Consider the following 21,055-nt stretch of genomic DNA (forward strand, 5'->3'; position numbering starts at 1 on the left):
TTGCATTTGCTATATCATTTCTATGAAACCAACAGAAAATTATCAAAACCACATTGTTGAAGCTGAGGAGGACAAAAGATTGGCAGACATTGCCCGAGATGTATATTCACAAAAAAGAATTTCCACAGAGGATGCGATTTACCTTTATGAAAATGCTTCACTTTCCTTTCTCGGTGTATTGGCAAACGAAATCAAATCCAAAAAACATGGAGACAAAGTTTTTTTCAACCGAAATTTTCATGTGGAGCCTACAAATATTTGTGTTTATTCCTGTAGTTTTTGTTCTTATTCAAGGTTAATAAAACAACGAAGCCAGGGATGGGAATATACTCATGACGAAATCATGGATATAATAAAATCCTTTGATGATAAGGAAGTTACCGAGGTTCACATTGTTGGGGGTGTTATGCCTCAATATGATATGGCTTTTTACACAAAGTTGTTTCGTGCCATAAAAAAACACCGACCAGGTCTTCATCTCAAAGCCCTTACCCCGGTTGAATATCACTATGTATTTAAGAAAGCTAAGCTTTCCTATGAAGAAGGAATGGCTGAAATTAAAGCTTCCGGAGTTGATTCCTTACCAGGAGGAGGTGCTGAGATTTTCAATGAAGAAATCAGGGAGCAAATCGCCGGGGGAAAATGCAGCTCTGATGAATGGCTAAAAATTCATGAAATTTGGCATCAACTTGGGATGAAATCCAACGCAACCATACTTTATGGGCATATCGAAACCTACACACACAGGGTGGATCACATGGACAGGTTAAGAAAACTTCAGGACAAGACTGGTGGCTTTCAGACCTTTATTCCTTTAAAGTTCCGAAATCAGGACAATGAGATGTCCCATTTACCAGAGGTTACCATTATAGAAGATTTACGTAATTATGCCATTTCGAGAATTTTTCTGGATAATTTTGATCACATTAAAGCATACTGGCCAATGTTAGGGAGAAATCAGGCGCAGTTATCTTTAAGCTTTGGTGTTGACGACATTGATGGCACCATAGATGACACCACAAAAATCTATTCTATGGCCGGATCAGAAGAAAAGTCGCCATCTTTATCCACCCATCAACTGGTAAAATTAATTAAATCGGTGCATAAAACACCAATTGAAAGGGACTCACTTTACCATGAGCTTAAGGACTACAGTGAGATACAATTTGAAGCTGAAAATGAATTCAGAGGATATTTAGATTTACCTGTTTTGTAATTCATGCATCCGAAGGAAGTATATTTTATCAGACACGGGGAAACCGAGCAAAACAAACTTGGTATTGTTCAAGGCAGTGGTATAGATTCCGATTTAAATAAATTAGGATTAATTCAGGGAAAAGCTTTTCACACAAATTTTCTCGATAAAGAATTTGATGTGGCAATTTCTTCTGACATGAAAAGGGCATATCAGACCATTCAATTTTTTGAAAATCATAAACTGGTTATTGAAAGAGACCCCAGAATAAAAGAAATTTGTTGGGGTGAGCATGAGGGAAAACAAGGCGATCCGGAATTATTGACCAAGTATTATAAAATTATTGAAAGTTGGAAATCGGGTGATTATCATGTCAGTGCACTATTTGGTGAAAGTGCAGCTGAAATGGAAGCTAGATTAATTGAATTTCTAAATGACCTTGAATTCAGAGAAGCCAGAAGAGTGCTTGTTTGCACACACGGGAGGACATTGCGAGCGTTGGTATGTAAATTAAAGAATTGGCCATTGTCCAGAATGGAAGAAATAGAACATTCCAACACAGGCTTGTACCATTGTATTTACGATGGAAAATCATGGGAAATAATTAAAGAAAACTATCTTGGACATCTTAATGGAATCTAATCATACTTACAGATTAATATCGGTCGAATATCTTAACGCACTTCCATTTATTCATGCGTTTAAAAATCCATCCATTATTAATCGTTTTAACATTCAAACAGGAACACCAAAGGAATGTGCTGAAGCTCTTTCAAATGATGATGTAGATATTGCCTTACTTCCTGTAGGTGCTTTGCAAGAATCTAGTAAGCTAAATCTCGTTTCCGAATATTGCATCGGTTGTGATGGTGAAGTCAGAACGGTTTGTATTTTCTCTAATCTTGAATTTGATAAAATTAAAACAATTAATGAAGATCCAAATTCAAGGACATCAAATCTATTATTGCAAACATTGAATAAACATTTTTGGGCTTCTAATGGAATTCGAATACTTTCACCTAATATCCCTAACCAAACAGCTGATGGATATTTAATTATTGGCGATCAGGCATTTGAGGCAGAAAATAAATTTCGATTTAAATATGACCTGGGAGAAATCTGGAAACAACAGACTGGATATCCATTTACATTTGCTATTTGGGTAAGTAAATCTGAAATACCCAAAGAAATTATTAAGACATTTAATCAAAGTATTAAGGATTTTCTCTCCGATGAAAATAATTTGGAAAAAATCTTATCAGAATACCCTGCAAACTTAGGTTTGAAAGAATATTATTCAAAAAATATATCCTACGAGTTTGATCAAAAGAAAAGAGAATCGCTGCAATATTTCTTTGAATTACTTGGTCAAACTCTGCCTATAAATATTTAAGAAAACAGAAAAACAATTGCCAAATTGCATATTAAATTTTAATATAATATGTAAAATTTGCACTTTCAAAGGCATAACTTTAAAAATTTCAGATTTTTAGTAAAAAAACTGGATATATTAGGGAATCCAAATATTTTTTAACATTTTTGCAGCATATCCTAAACTGGTTCAGTTTTAATTATTTTCATATTTACTTTTATTATGAATCAAGACCATGTTGCTACTTGGAACCAGGTACTGGAATCGGTGCGCAGGTCTTTATCTCCAAAGCATTACAACACGTGGTTCTCCCCTATTAAACCCGTAAAACTTGAAGGCAAGGTCCTCACCTTGGAAGTTCCTAATGAATTTTTTCTTTCACACCTAGAAAACCATTATCTAAGCATTCTTAAAGAGGCTTTAGTCGGTACTCTTGGTCAAAGAGCTAAGTTGGAATACCGTATTGCTGTAGATGATTACAAAAAACCGGGAATAGAGCGAAAAGAATTAAAATCAGATCATAAAGACCCGAAAGATACCGGACCTTCAGGGATTACCAACCCTTTTGTCATACCCGGGATTAAGAAGCATCATGTAGATTCTAATCTAAATCCACATTATCAATTCGAAAATTTTATTGAAGGCCATTGCAATCGTGTAGCTCGTCAAGCTGGCATCCAGATTTGCCAAAAGCCTGGAGATCTATTTAATCCATTGGTCATCTTTGGTGATGTTGGACTGGGTAAAACGCATTTGATGCAAGCCATCGGCAATGCCATTTTAAAAAAATATCCTAAACTACAAGTCATTTATCTTACCTCTGATAAATACACTAATCTTTTTATTCAATCTATCAGAAACAACAGCATATCGGATTTTTCAAATTTTTTCAATTCTGTTGATGTATTAATCATTGACGACATTCAATATTTTGCAGGTAAGGCCGGAACCCAGGAAATCTTTTTTCATTTATTCAACCAGATGCACCAAAATAAGAAACAAATTATTATGGGATCTGACCGTGCTCCAAAAGATCTAAAAGAAATTGATGATCGGTTAATCAGCAGATTTAAATGGGGTGCTTCACTAGAACTTATGAGTCCGGACTATGAAACTTTAATGGCCATTCTTGAATCCAAACTGGAAGAAAAAGAATTAAGTCTTCCCAAAAATATCAAGGAACTGATCTGCCATAATATGAAAAGCAGCATCAGAGAAATTGAAGGGCTTCTTGTAAACTTAAAGCTACATGCTACCCTGAATCCACAGGAAATTACTGTCGAACTTGTAAAGGATATTCTAGCCAGTTTTTCAAATAAAGTTTCACAGGAAATTACCATTGAATCCATTACCAAAATTGTTGCAGAACACCTTAAAATTCCAATTGCTAGCATTCAAGGAAAGGGCCGGCAGAGAAACATTGTACAAGCCCGGCAGCTCTCCATGTATTTTTCCAAAAGGTTAGCCAATAAGCCGCTTTCTGTGATTGGTGAGGCTTTTGGAGGAAAAGACCATAGTACGGTTATATATTCCTGTGAGACTGTTGAAAATTTGATGCAGACCGATAAAAATTTTGAGGACCTGGCCCATAAACTTGAAAAAATAATCATTAAAAGCCTTGGGCTTAAATAAGCGACTTTTATGACTATTCTTATTCTATTTAATTAAATATTATAGATTTATATATTAAATCTTTTTTACACATCTACTGTAATTTCTGGCATTTTAATAGCCTCCCCTAGAAATCACTCCTATTTCAAGGATAATTTTTGTGATGTAGATAGAATTTTATACTTTTGCCACTCATTTTTGCTGGCTTATTTACCTTAAAGAGTTATTATTTTATCTCAAAAGAGTGGATTAATAATCCGATTTTATTTTAGGCTATAAAGAGCGATGGAAGATGAGATTAGGTTAAATCTCAATGGAGGTTTAAGTTATAAATTTAAAAAAACGCTAAAATTACAAGTGAGGCGGGTGATTGGCTGAAACCTATTCCCAACGAGTTGGGGACTAAACCGTCGTACCGCCCTCGTCTTTTTTTATTTGTTTTTCATTTTAGGACTCAATGGAGTTTCTATTTTAATATATAGTATTTTTTAGCATTTACAGGTGAGGCGGGTGAGTGGCTGAAACTAAACCGTCCTACCCCATTTTAATGCTTAAGAATTTTTTATAATTGGGACTCAATGGAGTTCCGAAGTTTTCAAAATATTACTTTTTAGTATTTACAGGTGAGGTGGGTGAGTGGCTGAAACCAATCCCCAACGAGTTGGGGACTAAACCGTCGTACCGCCCTCGTCTTTTTTTATTTGTTTTTCATCTTAGGACTCAACGGAGTTTCTATTTTAAAATATAGTATTTTTTAGCATTTACAGGTGAGGTGGGTGAGTGGCCGAAACCAATCCCCAACGAGTTGGGGACTAAACCGTCGTACCGCCCTCGTCTTTTTTTATTTGTTTTTCATTTTAGGACTCAACGGAGTTTCTATTTTAAAATATAGTATTTTTTAGCATTTACAGGTGAGGTGAGTGAGTGGCTGAAACCAATCCCCAACGAGTTGGGGACTAAACCGTCGTACCGCCCTCGTCTTTTTTTATTTGTTTTTCATTTTAGGACTCAACGGAGTTTCTATTTTAATATATAGTATTTTTTAGCATTTACAGGTGAGGTGGGTGAGTGGCTGAAACCAATCCCCAACGAGTTGGGGACTAAACCGTCGTACCGCCCTCGTCTTTTTTTATTTGTTTTTCATTTTAGGACTCAACGGAGTTTCTATTTTAATATATAGTATTTTTTAGCATTTACAGGTGAGGTGGGTGAGTGGCTGAAACCAACGGTTTGCTAAACCGTCGTACCTTGAAAAGGGTACCGAGGGTTCGAATCCCTCCCTCACCGCCAATGATCTTAAATGAAAATTTAAGCCCAAAAGCGGTAGGAACAATCCAGAAAACAGGCCAACTTTCATTTCTCAAATACTTAATTGCTAAAAAATATTTCAAAATTGAATTATCTCCCATAATATAGTATTAATATTGCGGGGATTTTCAAAAACACAGATTGTGTTTACCGAGTTTTTATACTTGTCGATAAAATTATTGGGAAACACAATTTGAATATTCAATTCGGGGCGTAGCGCAGTCCGGTTAGCGCACCTGCTTTGGGAGCAGGGGGTCGAGAGTTCGAATCCCTCCGCCCCGACTTTATAAAAGTCTTTGCATCATTTGCAAAGACTTTTTCATTTTAGGTAAGTATGAATTTATCAGATGAACACATAAGTTCGAATGCTGACGAAGGAAAGCTTGTCAGCATGCGGACTTCTCAGTAAAACTTATAGTTTATTCAATATTTTGTTCATGCTGAGAACGTCAGCATCCCTCCGCCCCGACTCTATAAAAGTCTTTGCATCATTTGCAAAGACTTTTCATTTTAGGTAAGTGTGAATTTATCAGATGAACTCATAGGTTCGAATGCTGACGAAGCAGATCTTGTCAGCATGCGGACCACTCATCAGGAAGTAGTGATTATTTTGATACTTAGTTAAAGCTGGGGTGTGCATATTCCTCTACCCCATCCAAAAATGGCGAGTTATGACTTGTGCCATAATTTTATTTTATATTGATTACCAATTAAGATCAGATCCAGCTACTTACTTTATTGTTTGACTCTTTTATGTCTACTTCTATTAATAAGTCTGTTCAGATATTTAATGAAATAATAATATAGATAATAATACAATAAGTAAATCTAATTCAATAGATTGTACTTTTTTCAATATTTAAATTAATCAATTATTTCATTTTTTTTTAATTTCTAATGTAGGAAATCATGGTAATCGTCAATGAATTGATCAAGCAAGGGATGTCCCTTAGGACAAGGACTAATAAAATGCTATATTCAGATTATTCTAGACAGAATAAACAATTGAGAAAACTTATTAAGAGTGCTGAGAAAACAAAATTTGGGGAATGCTACAAATTTGATGAAATCCTTAATCATTGTGATAAAGAAACAAATCAATCACCAAACTGGTATCAGGAATTTAAGGAAAAAGTTCCAATATTTGATTACAATAAAATATTTCAAGAATGGTGGCATAAAACAATTGAGGGAGAGATGGATGTATGCTGGCCTGGTGAAGTTAAATATTTTGCATTAAGTTCTGGTACCTCCGGCGCAAGCAGTAAAAGGATACCATTAACCGGCAGTATGCTAAAATCATTAAAAAAAACCAGTCTTGATCAATTGAGCTCATTGATCAATTATGAATCTATACCATTCTCAACATACAGCAAATCTTGGCTGATGCTAGGAGGAAGTACACAGTTACATAAGATTGGTAATTATTTTGAAGGTGATCTCAGTGGAATTGCAGCAAAAAAAATTCCATTTTGGTTTCAAAATTTATACAAACCAGGTAAAAAGATCTCTGAAATTACAGACTGGGATCTCAAAATTGAGGAAATAACTAAGAATGCTCATAAGTGGGATATTGGATTCCTGGTAGGTGTGCCATCATGGATACAAATATTACTTGAAAAGATTATTCATTATTACAACCTAAATAGCATCCACGAAATTTGGCCAAATTTAAATGTTTATATACATAGCGGAGTTTGTATTGAACCCTACAGAAAAAACCTGGAAAGGCTTTTTGGCAAACCGGTTACAACTATTGAAACATATTTAGCATCTGAAGGATTTATTGCTTACCAAAGCCATCCAAAAGAAAAATTGAGACTAGTAACAAACCATGGTATTTTTTTTGAATTCATTCCATTTAATTCAAATAATTTTAATGAAAATGGTGATTTAAAATTAAACCCTGTCACCATGATGATAGATAAGATTGAAGAAGGAATAGAATACGCCCTATTATTAAGTACTTGTGCTGGTGCTTGGAGATACTTGATTGGTGATACCATCAGAATAATAAATAAGGAAAAAAGCGAAATTGTTGTCACCGGCAGAACTAAGCATTTTTTAAGCCTTTGTGGAGAACATCTTTCTATGGAAAATATGGAAAAAGCAATAGAATTAATTGCTGAAGAATTTAAAATTGAAATTCCGGAATTCACTGTAACTGGTTTATCTTCAGGAACTTTGTTTGCCCATCATTGGTTTCTTGGGTCAAATGACACACTCGATGAAAAAATTGTTTCCGAAAGACTAGATGAAATTCTTTGTGCATTAAATGACGATTATAAAGTGGAACGTCAATCGGCTTTGAAAGAAATCAAAGTTAAATTTTGTTACCCATACATATTTTATAGTTGGATGAAAATTCATGGAAAGTATGGGGGACAAGGCAAGTTTCCCCGTGTATTAAATAGTGAAAAGTATTCTAAATGGATTGATCATCTAACTCGTTCTGCACAGTTAACCATTAATGATGGATCTTTATCATAATATTGGAAGAGGTATTGCAATTGGTTTAATGTTGAGCTTTCTGGTGGGGCCAGTTTTCTTTGCTCTAATCCGTATCAGCATTTTAAAAGGTTTTAAATATGGATTTTATTTTGCTGCCGGTATTACCATAAGTGATGCCTTCGTTTGCCTTTTAAGTTTACTTCTAATGGAAGTATTAGAAATAGATCCATTTCTTAAAGATGTATTAGGTTGTATCGGAGGGGCATTTATGGTCTGTTTCGGGATTAATGGTTCTGTAAAAAGGAATAAACTAGAAGATTCAAACAAAGCAATCCCAAGAAAAAGTCTACCAATAGGGCTTCAAGGATTTTTATTTAATAGTATGAATCCTTTTGTTTACTTTTTTTGGATCGGTACAAATGCAACGGTTTCGTTTGATAAAAATTATTATAATTTTGAAACTTTAAGTTTTTATTGCAGTATATTCATTACCGTTTTTTCTATAGATCTGTTGAAGGTATATCTAGCTCAAATATTAGCTAAATTTTTAAATCACAGAACAATATGTTATCTCAATTTATTATTGAGCTTAGGGCTTATTTTGTTCGGTTTGTATGTGATTTATTTTATTGCAATGATCAAGTGACAATCACATTTCTTTTAATTAACTGGTATGACTTTTAACCCAAACCCTTTAATGCAGAAAATAGATAATCCTGGAACCTACTGGATCCTCTAATTATTTTCCAATCGATAAGCCCGTATTCAGATAGCACATATAAGAGGTATTCCATCATCAGTAATTCGGATTCCTTTGATAATATTACTGCTTCCTGAACTGCTTCCTTTAGTCCCTGAACTCTTTGGAGTTCCTTCTTGTAATGTGCTTCAGTGTTATTGTATAAGAGGTCTACCGCATTTCCTTCTTCAAACCATGAAATAATTTCTTTGTATTTTTTTTTGGCCTCTGCAGTAGATTTTCTTTGCAGTTGATCAATTCCTTTAAAATATTCCGTAGCCATACTTTTCATGGCTAAACGAATTAATTTATGTGCAACTACTTCTGCACCTTCCTGTTCGCCTTCATAAACCATTTCTATCTTTCCGACAATTGCGGGTATTGCTGCCATCAAATCGCCTATACGCACAGCAGCTTTACTTTCATGAGATTGGAGCATTCTCATTTCTGCAGCACTTACCACACTCTCATAGGCGGATATTGCTAATCTTGCAGACACCCCACTTTTTTCATCTACGTATTCACTTTCTCGTGCTTCAAATGCTATCTGCTCAATCAGGTTTTCAATTAAATTCGGAACTTTAATTTTCTCCTGTTCTTTGGAAATTTTTATTTCTTGTTTAGTAATTTGCTTTGCTATTTCAATAGTCTCCGGGTAGTGGGTAAAAATCTGCGCCTGAATTCTATCCTTTAATGGTGTGATGATCGCCCCCCTACTGGTATAATCTTCAGGATTGGCAGTAAATACAAATTGTACATCCAATGGAAATCTTAATTTAAAGCCGCGAATTTGTACATCACCTTCCTGAAGAATATTAAAAAGTGATACCTGAATCCTCGGCTGCAAATCTGGTAATTCATTGATCACAAAAATTCCACGGTTTGACCTAGGAATTAATCCAAAATGGATTGCTTCTTCACTTGAATAATTCAATTTTTGATTAGCCGCTTTAATTGGATCAATGTCCCCTATCAGGTCAGCAATGTTTACATCCGGGGTTGCGAGTTTTTCAGTGTACCTGTCGTCCCGATGCAACCAGGAAATTGGTGTGTCGTCACCTAGTTCCTGTACTATGGTGCGCGCATATCTGGATAGAGGATGAAAAGGATCATCGTTTATTTCAGAACCTTTAACTACCGGAATATATTCATCCAGCATTTTAACCAATAATCTGGCCATTTTGGTTTTGGCCTGTCCCCTCAATCCTAAAAAATTTATATTGTGTCCACTTAAAATAGCTCTTTGCAAGGAGGGAATTACCGAGTCTTCATAACCCTGGATACCCTCAAAAATTGTTTCTCCAGTTTTTAATTTTTGGATCAAATTATCGCGCAATTCCTGTTTTACTGATTTGGACTTATACCCGGCGGCTTTCAACTCACCAAGCGTATGAATTTTATGATGCATGTTAATTTTTTCTTTTTTTACTGTTCTGGTAATCGGCAAAAATATATTGCCCCAATCCTTGCAAGCCAGAGTAAAAGGCTTTCCCCTGATTGGCTTCTGTAAAATCTTCGACAAATTTCTGGAGGTATGGGTCCTGTGCAATCATGAACGTTGTCACAGGAATGTTCAATTTTTTACATTGTATCCCCAGATTAATTGTTTTATTGATTATTTTAGGATCATGCCCTGCACTGTTCTGATAATATTTCCCATTACTCAATTTGATACATGTTGGTTTCCCATCCGTTATCATAAATATCTGACGGTTTCTTGTTTTTCTTTTCCTGAGTAATTCCATAGCCAATTCGAGACCGGCGACAGTATTGGTGTGATAAGGCCCGACTGACAGGTAAGGCAAGTCTTTAATTTGAATTTGCCAGGCATCATTTCCAAACACCACTACATCCAGACTGTCCTTAGGGTATCTTGTAGTAATCAACTCTGCTAATGCCATGGCTACTTTTTTCGCCGGTGTGATGCGGTCTTCACCATACAAGATCATGGAGTGAGAAATGTCAATCATGAGCACTGTTGCCATTTGGCTTTTGTGTTCAAGCTCATGTACTTCAAGATCATTTTCTTCCAGATTGAAATCTTCTAACCCATTTCTAATTTGGGCATTTCGTATACTGGTGTTGAAATCAATGGATTGCATGGAATCTCCAAATTGGTATGGCCTTCTGTCCTCCGTTAGTTCTCCCCCACTTCCAACATGCTTGGAATTATGTCCGCCTTTTTTATCCTTTTTTAAAACTCCAAATATTTGATCCAGTGCTTTTTGACGGATCAATCTTTCTGATTTTGGTCCCAACTCTGTTCCCTTCCCATCTGCCGTAGGCAAAACAAAAGCCTGCCTCTCCAAATCCCTTTTAAAATCCTCCAATGTATAATCTGGTGTAGTTATTTTATGCTCTTGATCAATCTGCTCCATCCATTCAAAAGTCTCCTCCACATCTCCGGAAGTATATACCATGATTTCCAGAAATAAATCCAGGAGCTTCTCAAAGACAGTCCTCTTGTCTTCTTCCGGAGTGAATTGAGTAAATCTAGCACCAATCATGCAACATAAACTTAGATATGTTACAATTGTTCAGAAACTCGTAAATAAAATCAATTTTTAGTTTTAAATTTTGCTTGATTCAGCTTTGAAAAAATCCTGATTCAGCCCAATTTATAAACTAATATTTTTGCATCACGACCTATAAGAAAAATTCAAAAAGAAATTGAATTCAGCATAATGCAATGGTGAAATATTTAGTTAGGGGTTCTAGCGAATTTAAAAAGTCCAACAGTTTCCTAGTTTATTTTTTTGAGATGTATAAAAGTAGTTCAAACTAACCACCTTATGAAATACATACAATTAAAACACTGATTATTTGGACTACATTTTAGCTTAATTTTATTTGAACAAAATCAAATTTTATCCACCTGACCAAACCCACTGGTGTTCGTTCAATGTTCTATTGTTCGGATCAATCTTGCAGGAACTCCCGCAATCAGACTGTAATCAGGAAAACTTTGGGTTACAACAGAACCTGCGGCAACTATGCAACATCGCCCTAATTCTACTCCATGCAACACGAGTACATGCGCACCCAGAAAGGTTCCTTCCCGTATGACAATGGGTCCTGTTTTCCTGGGATACAATGCCGACATGGGCATTTGACCAAGATCCATATGCGTCATCAACATAGAGTGTGCGCCAATGCCTACCTCCTTTTCCAGGTAAATTTTATCTACTAAATCAAAGAAAACACCTTTACCAATTACACATCGATCTCCAATTGAAAGCTTTGAAAAATCGTTGGTTGCAGATTCATCTCCCGTAACATTGTCCATTCTGTAGTAACCCTTAAAATGAATTTTCTTCCCTAGTTTAGCGCCATAGTTCATCAAAAGTATGGGAACAAAATATTTGTGACAGGATTCTAATTTTCTAACCACATATTCCACACCAAGAAAAATTGCGAAAAATCGAATTTTTAATATGTATAAATTTGACACCAGAAATTTAAACAAATTCTTCAACATTGGTTCATACTAGTATTCATATTTATTTCGGCAAGCTTTATCTTCTTTTTTGATCTAGCTTACATTCTAATGTATTACTCTCGACACATTTGAAATGCCAGGCAGTTGACTGAGCGATTGAATAATCTGGTTGATCTGATCTTTGTTGGATACAATAAGTCCTACTTTTCCTTCAAAAGTACCTTCATGACCAACGATGCTAAAGGATTTTATATTGACCCCCAGAATACTTGAAATATTGTGTGTCAATCTTTCAATCACACCCGGACCATCATCAATGCCAGTAATATTCAAGTCAACTGTATATCGTGAACCCGATATGGAAGTCCACTCAGCTTTAAGAATTCGGTAACCATAGTTTACCATTAGATTTTCCGCATTTGGGCAATTGATGCGATGGATTTTCATTCCGCTGTTGGCGGTGACATAAGCAAAAATATCATCTCCTTGTACCGGATTACAACAGTGGGCAAGCGTGTATTGATAATGATCTGCAGGCTCGTTATTGATGAGTAAACGCCCCGGTTCAAAGTGATGCTTTTCTACGATCTCTTCCTTTTCTTCACGCACAGGATCTTTATCGACAGGTTTTATCAAGCATAGTTTTGATCCTTCGATGGTAAAATTTTTTATCATGGAAGACCACTCCAATTGCTGGGTGGCAACTGCTGCAAAAAGTTCGAGTTTGTTTTTAAAGTTAAAAGTTTTCAGTAGGATTTCAATATTGTCTTCCAGAGATATTTTCAGATTTTTAAATTTTCTATCTAAGATTTCCTTTCCATATTCGCCCAGAATTTTTTGTTCCTCTTTTAAAGCAGATCTGATTCTTGACTTCGCTTTTCCAGTTGTAACTATTTTTAACCAATCTTCGGTGGGCTTTTGTTTGGAATTGGTGATTACAGTAACCTGATCTCCACTGCTCAAAACATAACCAAGCGGGACAAGTTTATTGTTGATCTTACAAGCACTGGCTTTTACCCCCAAATCACTGTGGATACTAAAGGCAAAATCCAGCGCAGTGGCACCTTTTGGCAGCACTTTCATATCTCCGTTTGGCGTGTAGATATAAACCTCTTCGCCATATAGATTGGCTTTAAAATCATGCAGAAACTCCATTGCATCATTGTGTGGAGTTTCCAACATATCTTTAATCGTATTAAACCAATGATCATAAATACCATGGATATCCGCAACTCCTTTGTATTTCCAATGTGATGCATATCCTTTTTCTGCTATGTCGTCCATACGGGCACTACGGATTTGGATTTCCACGTATTTTCCACCCGGACCTATCACAGTAGTGTGCAAAGACTCATAACCATTGGACTTTGGTGTAGTAATCCAATCTCTTAGACGTTCCGGAATAGGTTTATGCACATCCGTAACGATGGAATAAATCTGCCAACAAATTGATTTTTCTTTTTCTTTTGGACAATCCACCACAATACGTACCGCGAACAAGTCAAATATCTCTTCAAAATTGACTTTCTTGGTTTTGATTTTGTTGGCAATGGAAGATATGGATTTTGGTCTGCCATAAATTTTATACGGCATATCCAACTGGTCAAGCTTCATTTTAAGCGGTTTAATAAATTCATTGATGAACTTATTTCGCTCTTTGTGGGTGTCTTTAAGTTTTGAAGATATGTCACGATATAAATCTGGTTCTGTAATCTTAACGCAGATGTCCTGAAATTCAGATTTAACATTGTACAAGCCTAATCTATGCGCCAATGGTGCATAGATGTAAGAAGTTTCTGCGGCAATCTTTAACTGCTTGTGTTTAGGCATTCCATCAATGGTACGGAGATTGTGCAACCTATCTGCCATTTTGATCAAAATCACCCTAACGTCATCCACCAGAGTGCTTAATACTTTTTTAAAATTTTCAGCTTGTGGGGATTCCACATTGTACAATCCATCCAGTTTGGTGAGTCCATCTACAATCCTGGATATTTTTGGGCCAAACATTTCATTGACCTGTTGGAGTGTTACGGGCGTATCTTCCACAACATCATGGAGTAAGGCAGCAATAATTGACTTATAACCCAGACCTAATTCCTCAAAGCAAATTCTTGCTACTTCAAGGGGATGGGTAATATATGGTTCTCCGGATTTTCGTCTTTGGTCCCCATGGGCGGCAAAAGCCAGCTCAAATGCTCGGCGTATTTCTTGTTTTTCCTCAACAGTTATATTTGCATTCCTGATGGCACGCAAAAGTCTACGGTAAGCAGCTTTTATGAGTAACTGGTCTTCTTCGGGCCAGGCGTAAGGTGCAATGGATGTAGAATCTGTAGATAGCATATCGTTGAAAGCAAATCTAATAATTTCTCCTTGATTAACAATTAAAGTCGCCTTTTTCCATTAAAAAGCTCAAATAAATTTTTACATTACAATAATTTATATATTTATAATATTAATTTATAATACTATACAGTAATTTATATCGCTAAAAGATGGCCAAATAATAATCTTTAAATATTAAAAGAGTATTCTTGGGTTTTTTCAAAAATCCAAGTAAATTTGCACCGTTTTGCGGATGTGGTGAAACTGGCAGACACGCTAGACTTAGGATCTAGTGCCGAAAGGTGTGTGGGTTCGACCCCCTCCATCCGCACTTTCTTCAATCTATTGTTCTTTTTCTTAGAACAATTTTAGTGGTCAATCCTTTATTTAGTTTACTAATTATTACTTCATGAATGTTAGTCTGAAGACTTTAGCCCCTCAGCATGGGCAGTTGCACATCTCCATAGAGCAGGGAGATTACTTTCCTAAGGTACAGGAAGAATTAAAAAAAATACGAAAGACTGCCCATATTAAGGGTTTTCGCCATGGTGCGGTACCGGAAAGCGTAGTTAAAAAGCTATATGGGCCAGGTATTGAGGCAGAAGTATTAAATAAAATGGTAAATGAGCTGATCGAAAAATATCAGAAGGAGAACGACACCAATTTTCTTGGTGATTTGCTCCCACTACCTGAACTCAGCAGTCCGGCTGACGGATCAGTCACAAATCATGAGTTCTTCTTTGAAGTTGGCATTGCACCAGTCGCAAATGTTGAAGATGCTCTGGCGAAGATTCAGTTAAGTAAGAACAAAATAATTCTTGAAGATACAGTTGTTGAGGACGAACTCAATCATTTGAAAAATCAATATGGGTCTCTAAGTGAAATTAAAGGCCCCATAGAAAGAGGCGATTTAATTGAATTAGAGGTAGCGGAACTCCTTGATGGCACTGCCAAACAAGATGGCATTCATTCTAGTTTTTCGTTGATGGTGGACGATACATTAACCGATGAGGTACTTGAGGAACTGACCGGTAAAAATGTTGACGAACTTTTAAGGTTCAACATCAGAACCGTCGAAAAAAATCTGGATGAAAAAACCATAAGAAAGTATTTTTTAAAACTGACAGATGACGATGAAAAGGCGTTTGAGGATATGTTTGAAGGTAAGATCAGTAAGATATCCAGAAAGCAAGCTGCAGAATTAGGACCAGATCTATACACCAAAGCCTTTGGGCCTAATCACACTATTCAATCCGAGGATGATTTGCGTGCAGAACTAAGAAAAAATCTATCTGCTTATTATGAAAAAGAGTGTGATAAAATTTTGGAAATTGAATTAATTAAAAATTTAAATTCAGAATTAAATTTACAGTTCCCGGATGACTTCTTAAAAAAATGGTTGACACTTAGCTTTGAAGAATGGTCAAAAAAATCTAAAAGTCAGTTTGATCATGATTTGATACATTTTAAAGAAGGACTAAGCTGGCAGATGATTCGTAATAATGTGATTCAAAATCAGCAAATTCAGATTCACTATGAGGATTTAGTTGAGGCAGTAATCAATCAATTCAAGTCTTCTTATCCGGGTCTTAATTTCTCTGATGATCAATGGAAGGACATTGCAGCAAACACTTTAAAGGATAAAGAAAAGGCAAATGAGTTTTATACCAATGCATTAAATGACAAAACTTTTCAGTGGCTCAGAGATCATGCGACGATTGCTGAAAAAGAAATTAGCCTTGAGGATTTCCGAACGTTGGTAAAAAAACTGAACGAACACAATCATGAACATCATGAGCATCATCATGAACATGAGCATCATGATCATTAAAATTGTTGGGATCTTTTTTTCAAAATAATAAACAGATATAAACTATGTTTCCTAAAGATGAATTTCAAAAATTTGCAACCAAACACATGGGAATGTCTTCCATGCACCTGGAAAAATATATGCAAACCAGCGTCCCTAACATTACAGGATTTACACCTACTGTAATTGAAGAAAGGTCCATGAATATTGTTGGAATGGATGTATTTTCCAGACTGATGATGGACCGTATAATCTTTATGGGTGTACCTGTAAATGATTATGTAGCTAATGTTATACAGGCTCAACTTCTGTTTTTGGATTCTGTGGATGCGCGGAGGGATATACAGATGTACCTGAACAGCCCAGGCGGTTCAGTAATTGATGGATTAGGCATTTATGATACCATGCAATATGTAAATCCCGATGTTGCCACAATTTGCACAGGATTGGCAGCATCCATGGGTGCTGTTCTCTTGTGCGCCGGAACGAAGGGAAAAAGGACTTGCCTAAAACACAGCAGAGTTATGATTCATCAGCCATCCGGTGGCATGCAGGGACAGTTCACCGATATGGAAATTTCTTATAACCTTATAAAATCCATGAAGAAAGAGCTGTATGATATTATGGCACACCATACAGGTCAAACTCCGGATCAAATTGAAAGTGATTGTGATCGTGACAATTGGATGTCTGCTGAGGAAGCAAAAGCATATGGAATTGTGGATGAAGTTTTAGTAAGAACTAAAACTAAATAAAATGGCTAAATCGGTTAAAGAACAGGAAGAAAGCTGTTCATTTTGTGGAAGAGCGCGCAAAGAAGTTTTGGTTCTGGTTCAGGGAGATGAAGTAGCAATCTGTGAATCTTGCGCCATGCAGGCGAATAAGATCATTGAAGAAGAATTGGGTTCCCCGTCCAAGGGTAAGAAAAAGAAATTTTCTCTTCCTAAAAATTTTAATCCAAAACGAATTAAATCTTTTTTAGATCAATATGTTATTGGTCAGGAAGCAGCAAAGAAGATCCTGTCTGTAGCCGTATATAACCATTATAAGAGATTAAGCATAACCGGTCAGGATGATGTTGAAATAGAAAAATCGAATGTGCTTTTTGTTGGACCAACAGGGTCAGGAAAAACTTTAATGGCAAAAAGCCTTGCAAAACTTTTGGATGTACCATTTGCCATTGTTGATGCAACTTCCTTTACAGAAGCAGGGTATGTTGGTGAGGATGTGGAAGGTATGCTTAGCAGATTACTTCAGTCTTGCAATTATGATATAGAAACCGCTGAACGTGGGATCATTTATATTGATGAGATGGATAAGATTGCACGGAAAGGAGAAAATGCATCCATTACCCGAGATGTTTCCGGGGAAGGCGTTCAGCAAGCCATGCTCAAAATCCTGGAGGGAGCAGATGTAAATGTTCCCCCAGCCGGTGGCAGAAAACATCCAGAACAACAATTCCTAAAAGTCAACACCAGAAATATTCTGTTTATATGTGGTGGCGCATTTGACGGCTTAGACCGCATTATTTCACGAAGGTTAAATACCAATGTCATTGGATATCAACAGACGGCGGATAATGAAAACATTAAAGATCATCTTATAAGCCATGTTACCCACCAGGATTTGAAAAAATTCGGTATCATCCCTGAGCTTCTTGGGCGTTTGCCAGTGCTGGCATATCTGGAAGAATTGGACAAGGCTGCGTTTATAGAGATATTAACCAAACCTAAAAATGCTTTGCTGAAACAATACAGCAGATTAATGGCTTTAGACCAAATAGAGTTGGAATTTACCCAAGATGCTCTGGAACTGATAGCAGATTATGCGATAGAACATAAATTAGGTGCTAGAGGTCTAAGGACAATTTGCGAATCCATTTTACGCGATGCAATGTTTGAACTTCCAAGTGAAGGAGAAGCACAAAAGCTTGTAATCAATAGTAATTTTGTAAATACCCAATTGAGCCATTCTATAAACAAAAAATCAGCTTAGTTTCCATTTATCAGTTTTCAATTATATCTTGAAGTATAATTTTTCAAAGATTTATATATTATATTTTTATTATATATATAAAACTTTATTTAAAATTAATATTTTAAAGATTGTATATATTTTGATTTCATCATATATTGCATAAACTTATTTCTTCAAACATTTAAAAATCAAAATTATGCAAGCAATTACCGGACTAGGCAAATATTTATTTGCCATCCCCATGCTCGTTTTTGGGGTCTTTCATTTTCTAGGTGCTGATGCCATGGCGGGTATGGCCCCATTCGGAGGGAAAATTATCATTTACATTACCGGAACATGTTTGATCCTGTTTGCCGTCAGCGTATTTCTTGGAAAATACGACAAACTAGCCGCAGTATTACTTTCGGTAATGCTTTTTTTATTTGTATTTCTACTTCATTTCAGTGGCTTTACCAACCAGGAGCAACCTGCGACCTCCATGTTTTTGAAGGATCTGTCTCTTGCTGGGGCGGCGCTTATGTATGCGCATTCAGTTGCTAGAGATAACTCAATTATCGGTTAAAACTAAAATCAATTAATTTTAAAAGGAGCGGATTTTTCTGCTCCTTTTTATTTTATTATTGATTAATCTTGCAAAAAATAATTTGAGAATCGGATTAGAAATTTCTTATGATGGGACATCATTTCTGGGTTGGCAAAAGCAAACCGGAGGTGGAACGGTACAACAAGTATTGGAAGAAAAATTAAGTATTCTCACCGGCACGAGCATGAATATAATAGGCTGTGGAAGGACAGATACCGGAGTACATGCAAAGCAATTTTATGTGCACTTGGATTTAGAAGATTCCGCGCTGGAAAAAATAAATTTATATCATTTAAATTCTATATTACCCTGGGATATTTCGGTCAACAGAATGTTTCAGGCCGGGGCAGATTTTCACTCAAGATTTGATGCAAATAAGAGGAAGTATATTTATCGACTGCAAACCCGAAAAAATCCATTTTTAAGAAATTATTGCTATCATTTTTTAAACGAAAGTCGGATTCAATTTAACAGACTGGATGAAATAGCAAGACTTATTTTACAGACGCATGATTTTTCATCTTTTACCAAATCAAATTCAGGTTTGAATCATTTTGAATGTAAAATAATTGAATCCAAATGGCTCAATCCTGAGCCAGGAGTTTATGAATATCACATTGCAGCAAACAGATTTGTACGGGGTATGGTACGACTGATTGTAGGTTGTTGTATGAATTATTCTTTAGAGAAAATCAATCGTGAAACCATACTGTCTCAGATACAAGCCAAAAAGCAAATAGACAAGAGCTGGAGTGTACCGGCACAAGGTCTGACTTTAGAGGAGGTCGGATATCCTGAAGAAGTTACTTCTTCATGGATTGATATCGGGGTATAAGGGAAAATTTGTCACAAATTTATTGATTTCCACTTTTAGCTTTTCAATAAAGCCCGGGTTAGATTTATTAGAAAGTATTTCATTCATCCAATGTGCGACCTGAATGAAATCATGTTCTTTAAATCCTCTTGATGTCATGGCAGGAGTTCCCAACCTTATCCCTGAAGTGGTCATCGGTGGCTGAGGATCGAATGGAATCATATTTTTATTGGTGGTAATGGCCGCATGTATTAACAATTCTTCTGCTTCCTTTCCGGTTACTCCTTTGTTTCTTAGATCCAAAAGAAATAAATGATTGTCCGTACCACCCGATACAATCTGATACCCCAGATCCACAAATGTTTTCGCAAATGCCTGCGCATTGCGGATGACCTGCTGTGAATAAGCCTTGAAATCAGGTTCAAGAGCTTCTCCAAAAGCAATCGCTTTAGCAGCAATGATATGTTCCAGGGGGCCACCTTGAGTGCCTGGGAATACCCCACTATTCAATATGGTGGAAAACGGCAACAGCTTGCCTTTTTTATCCGTTTTACCAATCAGGTTTGGAACGTCCTTTCCAACCATAATGATCCCCCCTCTTGGACCACGCAAAGTTTTATGTGTGGTTGAAGTTACAATATGACAATGGGGAATGGGGTCATTGAGTAATTTACTGGCAATTAGTCCTGCCGGATGGGCAACATCAGCCATTAGGATGGCTCCAACTTCATCCGCGATTGCCCGGAAAGATTTATAATCCCAGTCTCTGGAATAGGCCGAAGCCCCACAAATAATCAGTTTAGGTTTATTCGCCAGAGCTGTTTCCCTTACAGTATCCATATTCACTCTCCCGGTCTCTTCCTCCACCCCATAACTTACTACTTTATAGTATTTACCGCTCATATTCACGGGTGATCCATGGGTAAGATGCCCGCCATGCGCAAGGTTGAGTCCCATAATGGTATCTCCCGGATTTAACAAGGCAATTTGCACAGCAGCATTTGCTTGTGCACCTGAATGTGGCTGAACGTTAGCATATTCCGCTCCAAACAACTGACACAATCTTGTTCTGGCCAAGTCTTCTACTTCATCTACCACCTCACAGCCTCCATAATACCGTTTACCAGGGTATCCTTCAGCATACTTATTGGTAAGCCAGGATCCCATGGATTGGACTACCTGCAGGCTTGCAAAATTCTCAGATGCGATTAACTCTATGCCATTTCTTTGTCTGTGGAGCTCTTTGTAAAGCAACGACTCGACCTGTTTATCCCTAAGTACCATAATTAAATTGTTCAACCAAAAGTAAAAGATTATATTTAATCAGTCTCTAAAAGAAGTTGGTATTATTTATGGATGTCAACAAATTATGAAAATTTATAATATGTTAGAACTTAAATCACAATTCAACCCAGTAAGCAACTCAGAAAA

General features: G+C 36.4%; 16 protein-coding genes and 3 tRNA genes. 14 read left to right on the forward strand and 5 right to left on the reverse strand.

The window, feature by feature from the left end; all coding sequences use genetic code 11:
- The first annotated feature begins 22 nt into the window (after positions 1–22).
- From mqnE to IPJ83_14210, 8 genes are all read left to right on the forward strand, one after another.
- Complete coding sequence (gene mqnE, locus IPJ83_14175; GenBank protein ID MBK7881692.1) at positions 23–1,216, forward strand: aminofutalosine synthase MqnE; 1,194 nt, start codon at positions 23–25, stop codon at positions 1,214–1,216.
- A 3-nt stretch (positions 1,217–1,219) separates the two neighbouring features.
- Positions 1,220–1,837: a histidine phosphatase family protein gene (locus IPJ83_14180; protein ID MBK7881693.1), complete on the forward strand. Its 618-nt coding sequence runs from the start codon at positions 1,220–1,222 to the stop codon at positions 1,835–1,837.
- Entirely contained in the window at positions 1,815–2,588 is a 774-nt protein-coding gene (locus tag IPJ83_14185; protein ID MBK7881694.1) for a menaquinone biosynthesis protein, read from the forward strand. The genes IPJ83_14180 and IPJ83_14185 overlap by 23 nt, the downstream gene beginning before the upstream one ends.
- Before the next feature lie 201 nt (positions 2,589–2,789).
- A complete protein-coding gene (gene dnaA / locus IPJ83_14190; protein MBK7881695.1) occupies positions 2,790–4,199 on the forward strand; it encodes a chromosomal replication initiator protein DnaA in 1,410 nt (469 codons plus the stop codon).
- A 1,177-nt stretch (positions 4,200–5,376) separates the two neighbouring features.
- Positions 5,377–5,468: transfer RNA gene (locus IPJ83_14195), tRNA-Ser, on the forward strand.
- A gap of 225 nt (positions 5,469–5,693) precedes the next feature.
- Positions 5,694–5,768, forward strand: a tRNA-Pro gene (locus IPJ83_14200).
- Between the two features lie 627 nt (positions 5,769–6,395).
- A complete protein-coding gene (locus IPJ83_14205; GenBank protein ID MBK7881696.1) occupies positions 6,396–7,976 on the forward strand; it encodes a GH3 auxin-responsive promoter family protein in 1,581 nt (526 codons plus the stop codon).
- Positions 7,957–8,583: a LysE family transporter gene (locus IPJ83_14210; protein MBK7881697.1), complete on the forward strand. Its 627-nt coding sequence runs from the start codon at positions 7,957–7,959 to the stop codon at positions 8,581–8,583. The genes IPJ83_14205 and IPJ83_14210 overlap by 20 nt, the downstream gene beginning before the upstream one ends.
- A 34-nt stretch (positions 8,584–8,617) precedes the next feature.
- Here IPJ83_14210 and IPJ83_14215 read toward each other — a convergent pair whose 3' ends face one another.
- The 4 genes from IPJ83_14215 to IPJ83_14230 form a co-directional block, all read right to left on the reverse strand.
- Positions 8,618–10,084: a sigma 54-interacting transcriptional regulator gene (locus IPJ83_14215; GenBank protein ID MBK7881698.1), complete on the reverse strand. Its 1,467-nt coding sequence runs from the start codon at positions 10,082–10,084 to the stop codon at positions 8,618–8,620.
- Between the two features lies 1 nt (position 10,085).
- Positions 10,086–11,183 (reverse strand): hypothetical protein, encoded by a 1,098-nt coding sequence (locus tag IPJ83_14220; protein MBK7881699.1) that lies wholly within the window; start codon positions 11,181–11,183, stop codon positions 10,086–10,088.
- 392 nt (positions 11,184–11,575) lie between these two features.
- The gene (locus IPJ83_14225; protein ID MBK7881700.1) at positions 11,576–12,127 is read right to left on the reverse strand and encodes an acyltransferase; all 552 of its coding nucleotides are present in this window, start codon (positions 12,125–12,127) and stop codon (positions 11,576–11,578) included.
- Between the two features lie 93 nt (positions 12,128–12,220).
- On the reverse strand, positions 12,221–14,458 hold the full coding sequence (locus tag IPJ83_14230) for a bifunctional (p)ppGpp synthetase/guanosine-3',5'-bis(diphosphate) 3'-pyrophosphohydrolase (GenBank protein MBK7881701.1): 2,238 nt from the start codon (positions 14,456–14,458) through the stop codon (positions 12,221–12,223).
- A 231-nt stretch (positions 14,459–14,689) separates the two neighbouring features.
- Between IPJ83_14230 and IPJ83_14235 the strand changes: the two genes are divergently transcribed.
- The 6 genes from IPJ83_14235 (at position 14,690) to truA (ending at position 19,645) form a co-directional block, all read left to right on the forward strand.
- A tRNA-Leu gene (locus IPJ83_14235) sits at positions 14,690–14,771 on the forward strand.
- A 78-nt stretch (positions 14,772–14,849) separates the two neighbouring features.
- A complete protein-coding gene (locus tag IPJ83_14240) occupies positions 14,850–16,271 on the forward strand; it encodes a hypothetical protein (protein MBK7881702.1) in 1,422 nt (473 codons plus the stop codon).
- A gap of 44 nt (positions 16,272–16,315) precedes the next feature.
- A complete protein-coding gene (locus IPJ83_14245) occupies positions 16,316–17,005 on the forward strand; it encodes an ATP-dependent Clp protease proteolytic subunit (GenBank protein ID MBK7881703.1) in 690 nt (229 codons plus the stop codon).
- A 1-nt stretch (position 17,006) separates the two neighbouring features.
- Positions 17,007–18,245: an ATP-dependent Clp protease ATP-binding subunit ClpX gene (gene clpX / locus IPJ83_14250; GenBank protein ID MBK7881704.1), complete on the forward strand. Its 1,239-nt coding sequence runs from the start codon at positions 17,007–17,009 to the stop codon at positions 18,243–18,245.
- 178 nt (positions 18,246–18,423) lie between these two features.
- The gene (locus IPJ83_14255) at positions 18,424–18,789 is read left to right on the forward strand and encodes a DoxX family protein (protein ID MBK7881705.1); all 366 of its coding nucleotides are present in this window, start codon (positions 18,424–18,426) and stop codon (positions 18,787–18,789) included.
- An 82-nt stretch (positions 18,790–18,871) separates the two neighbouring features.
- The gene (gene truA, locus IPJ83_14260) at positions 18,872–19,645 is read left to right on the forward strand and encodes a tRNA pseudouridine(38-40) synthase TruA (GenBank protein ID MBK7881706.1); all 774 of its coding nucleotides are present in this window, start codon (positions 18,872–18,874) and stop codon (positions 19,643–19,645) included.
- Here truA and IPJ83_14265 read toward each other — a convergent pair.
- Positions 19,622–20,908 carry a serine hydroxymethyltransferase gene (locus IPJ83_14265; protein ID MBK7881707.1) on the reverse strand — a complete coding sequence of 429 codons (1,287 nt, stop codon included), beginning with the start codon at positions 20,906–20,908 and terminating at the stop codon, positions 19,622–19,624. The two genes, truA and IPJ83_14265, sit on opposite strands and share 24 nt — an antisense overlap.
- Positions 20,909–21,055 lie beyond the last annotated feature (147 nt).

This window comes from Candidatus Vicinibacter proximus, from assembly GCA_016713905.1.
Lineage (GTDB): Bacteria > Bacteroidota > Bacteroidia > Chitinophagales > Saprospiraceae > Vicinibacter > Vicinibacter proximus.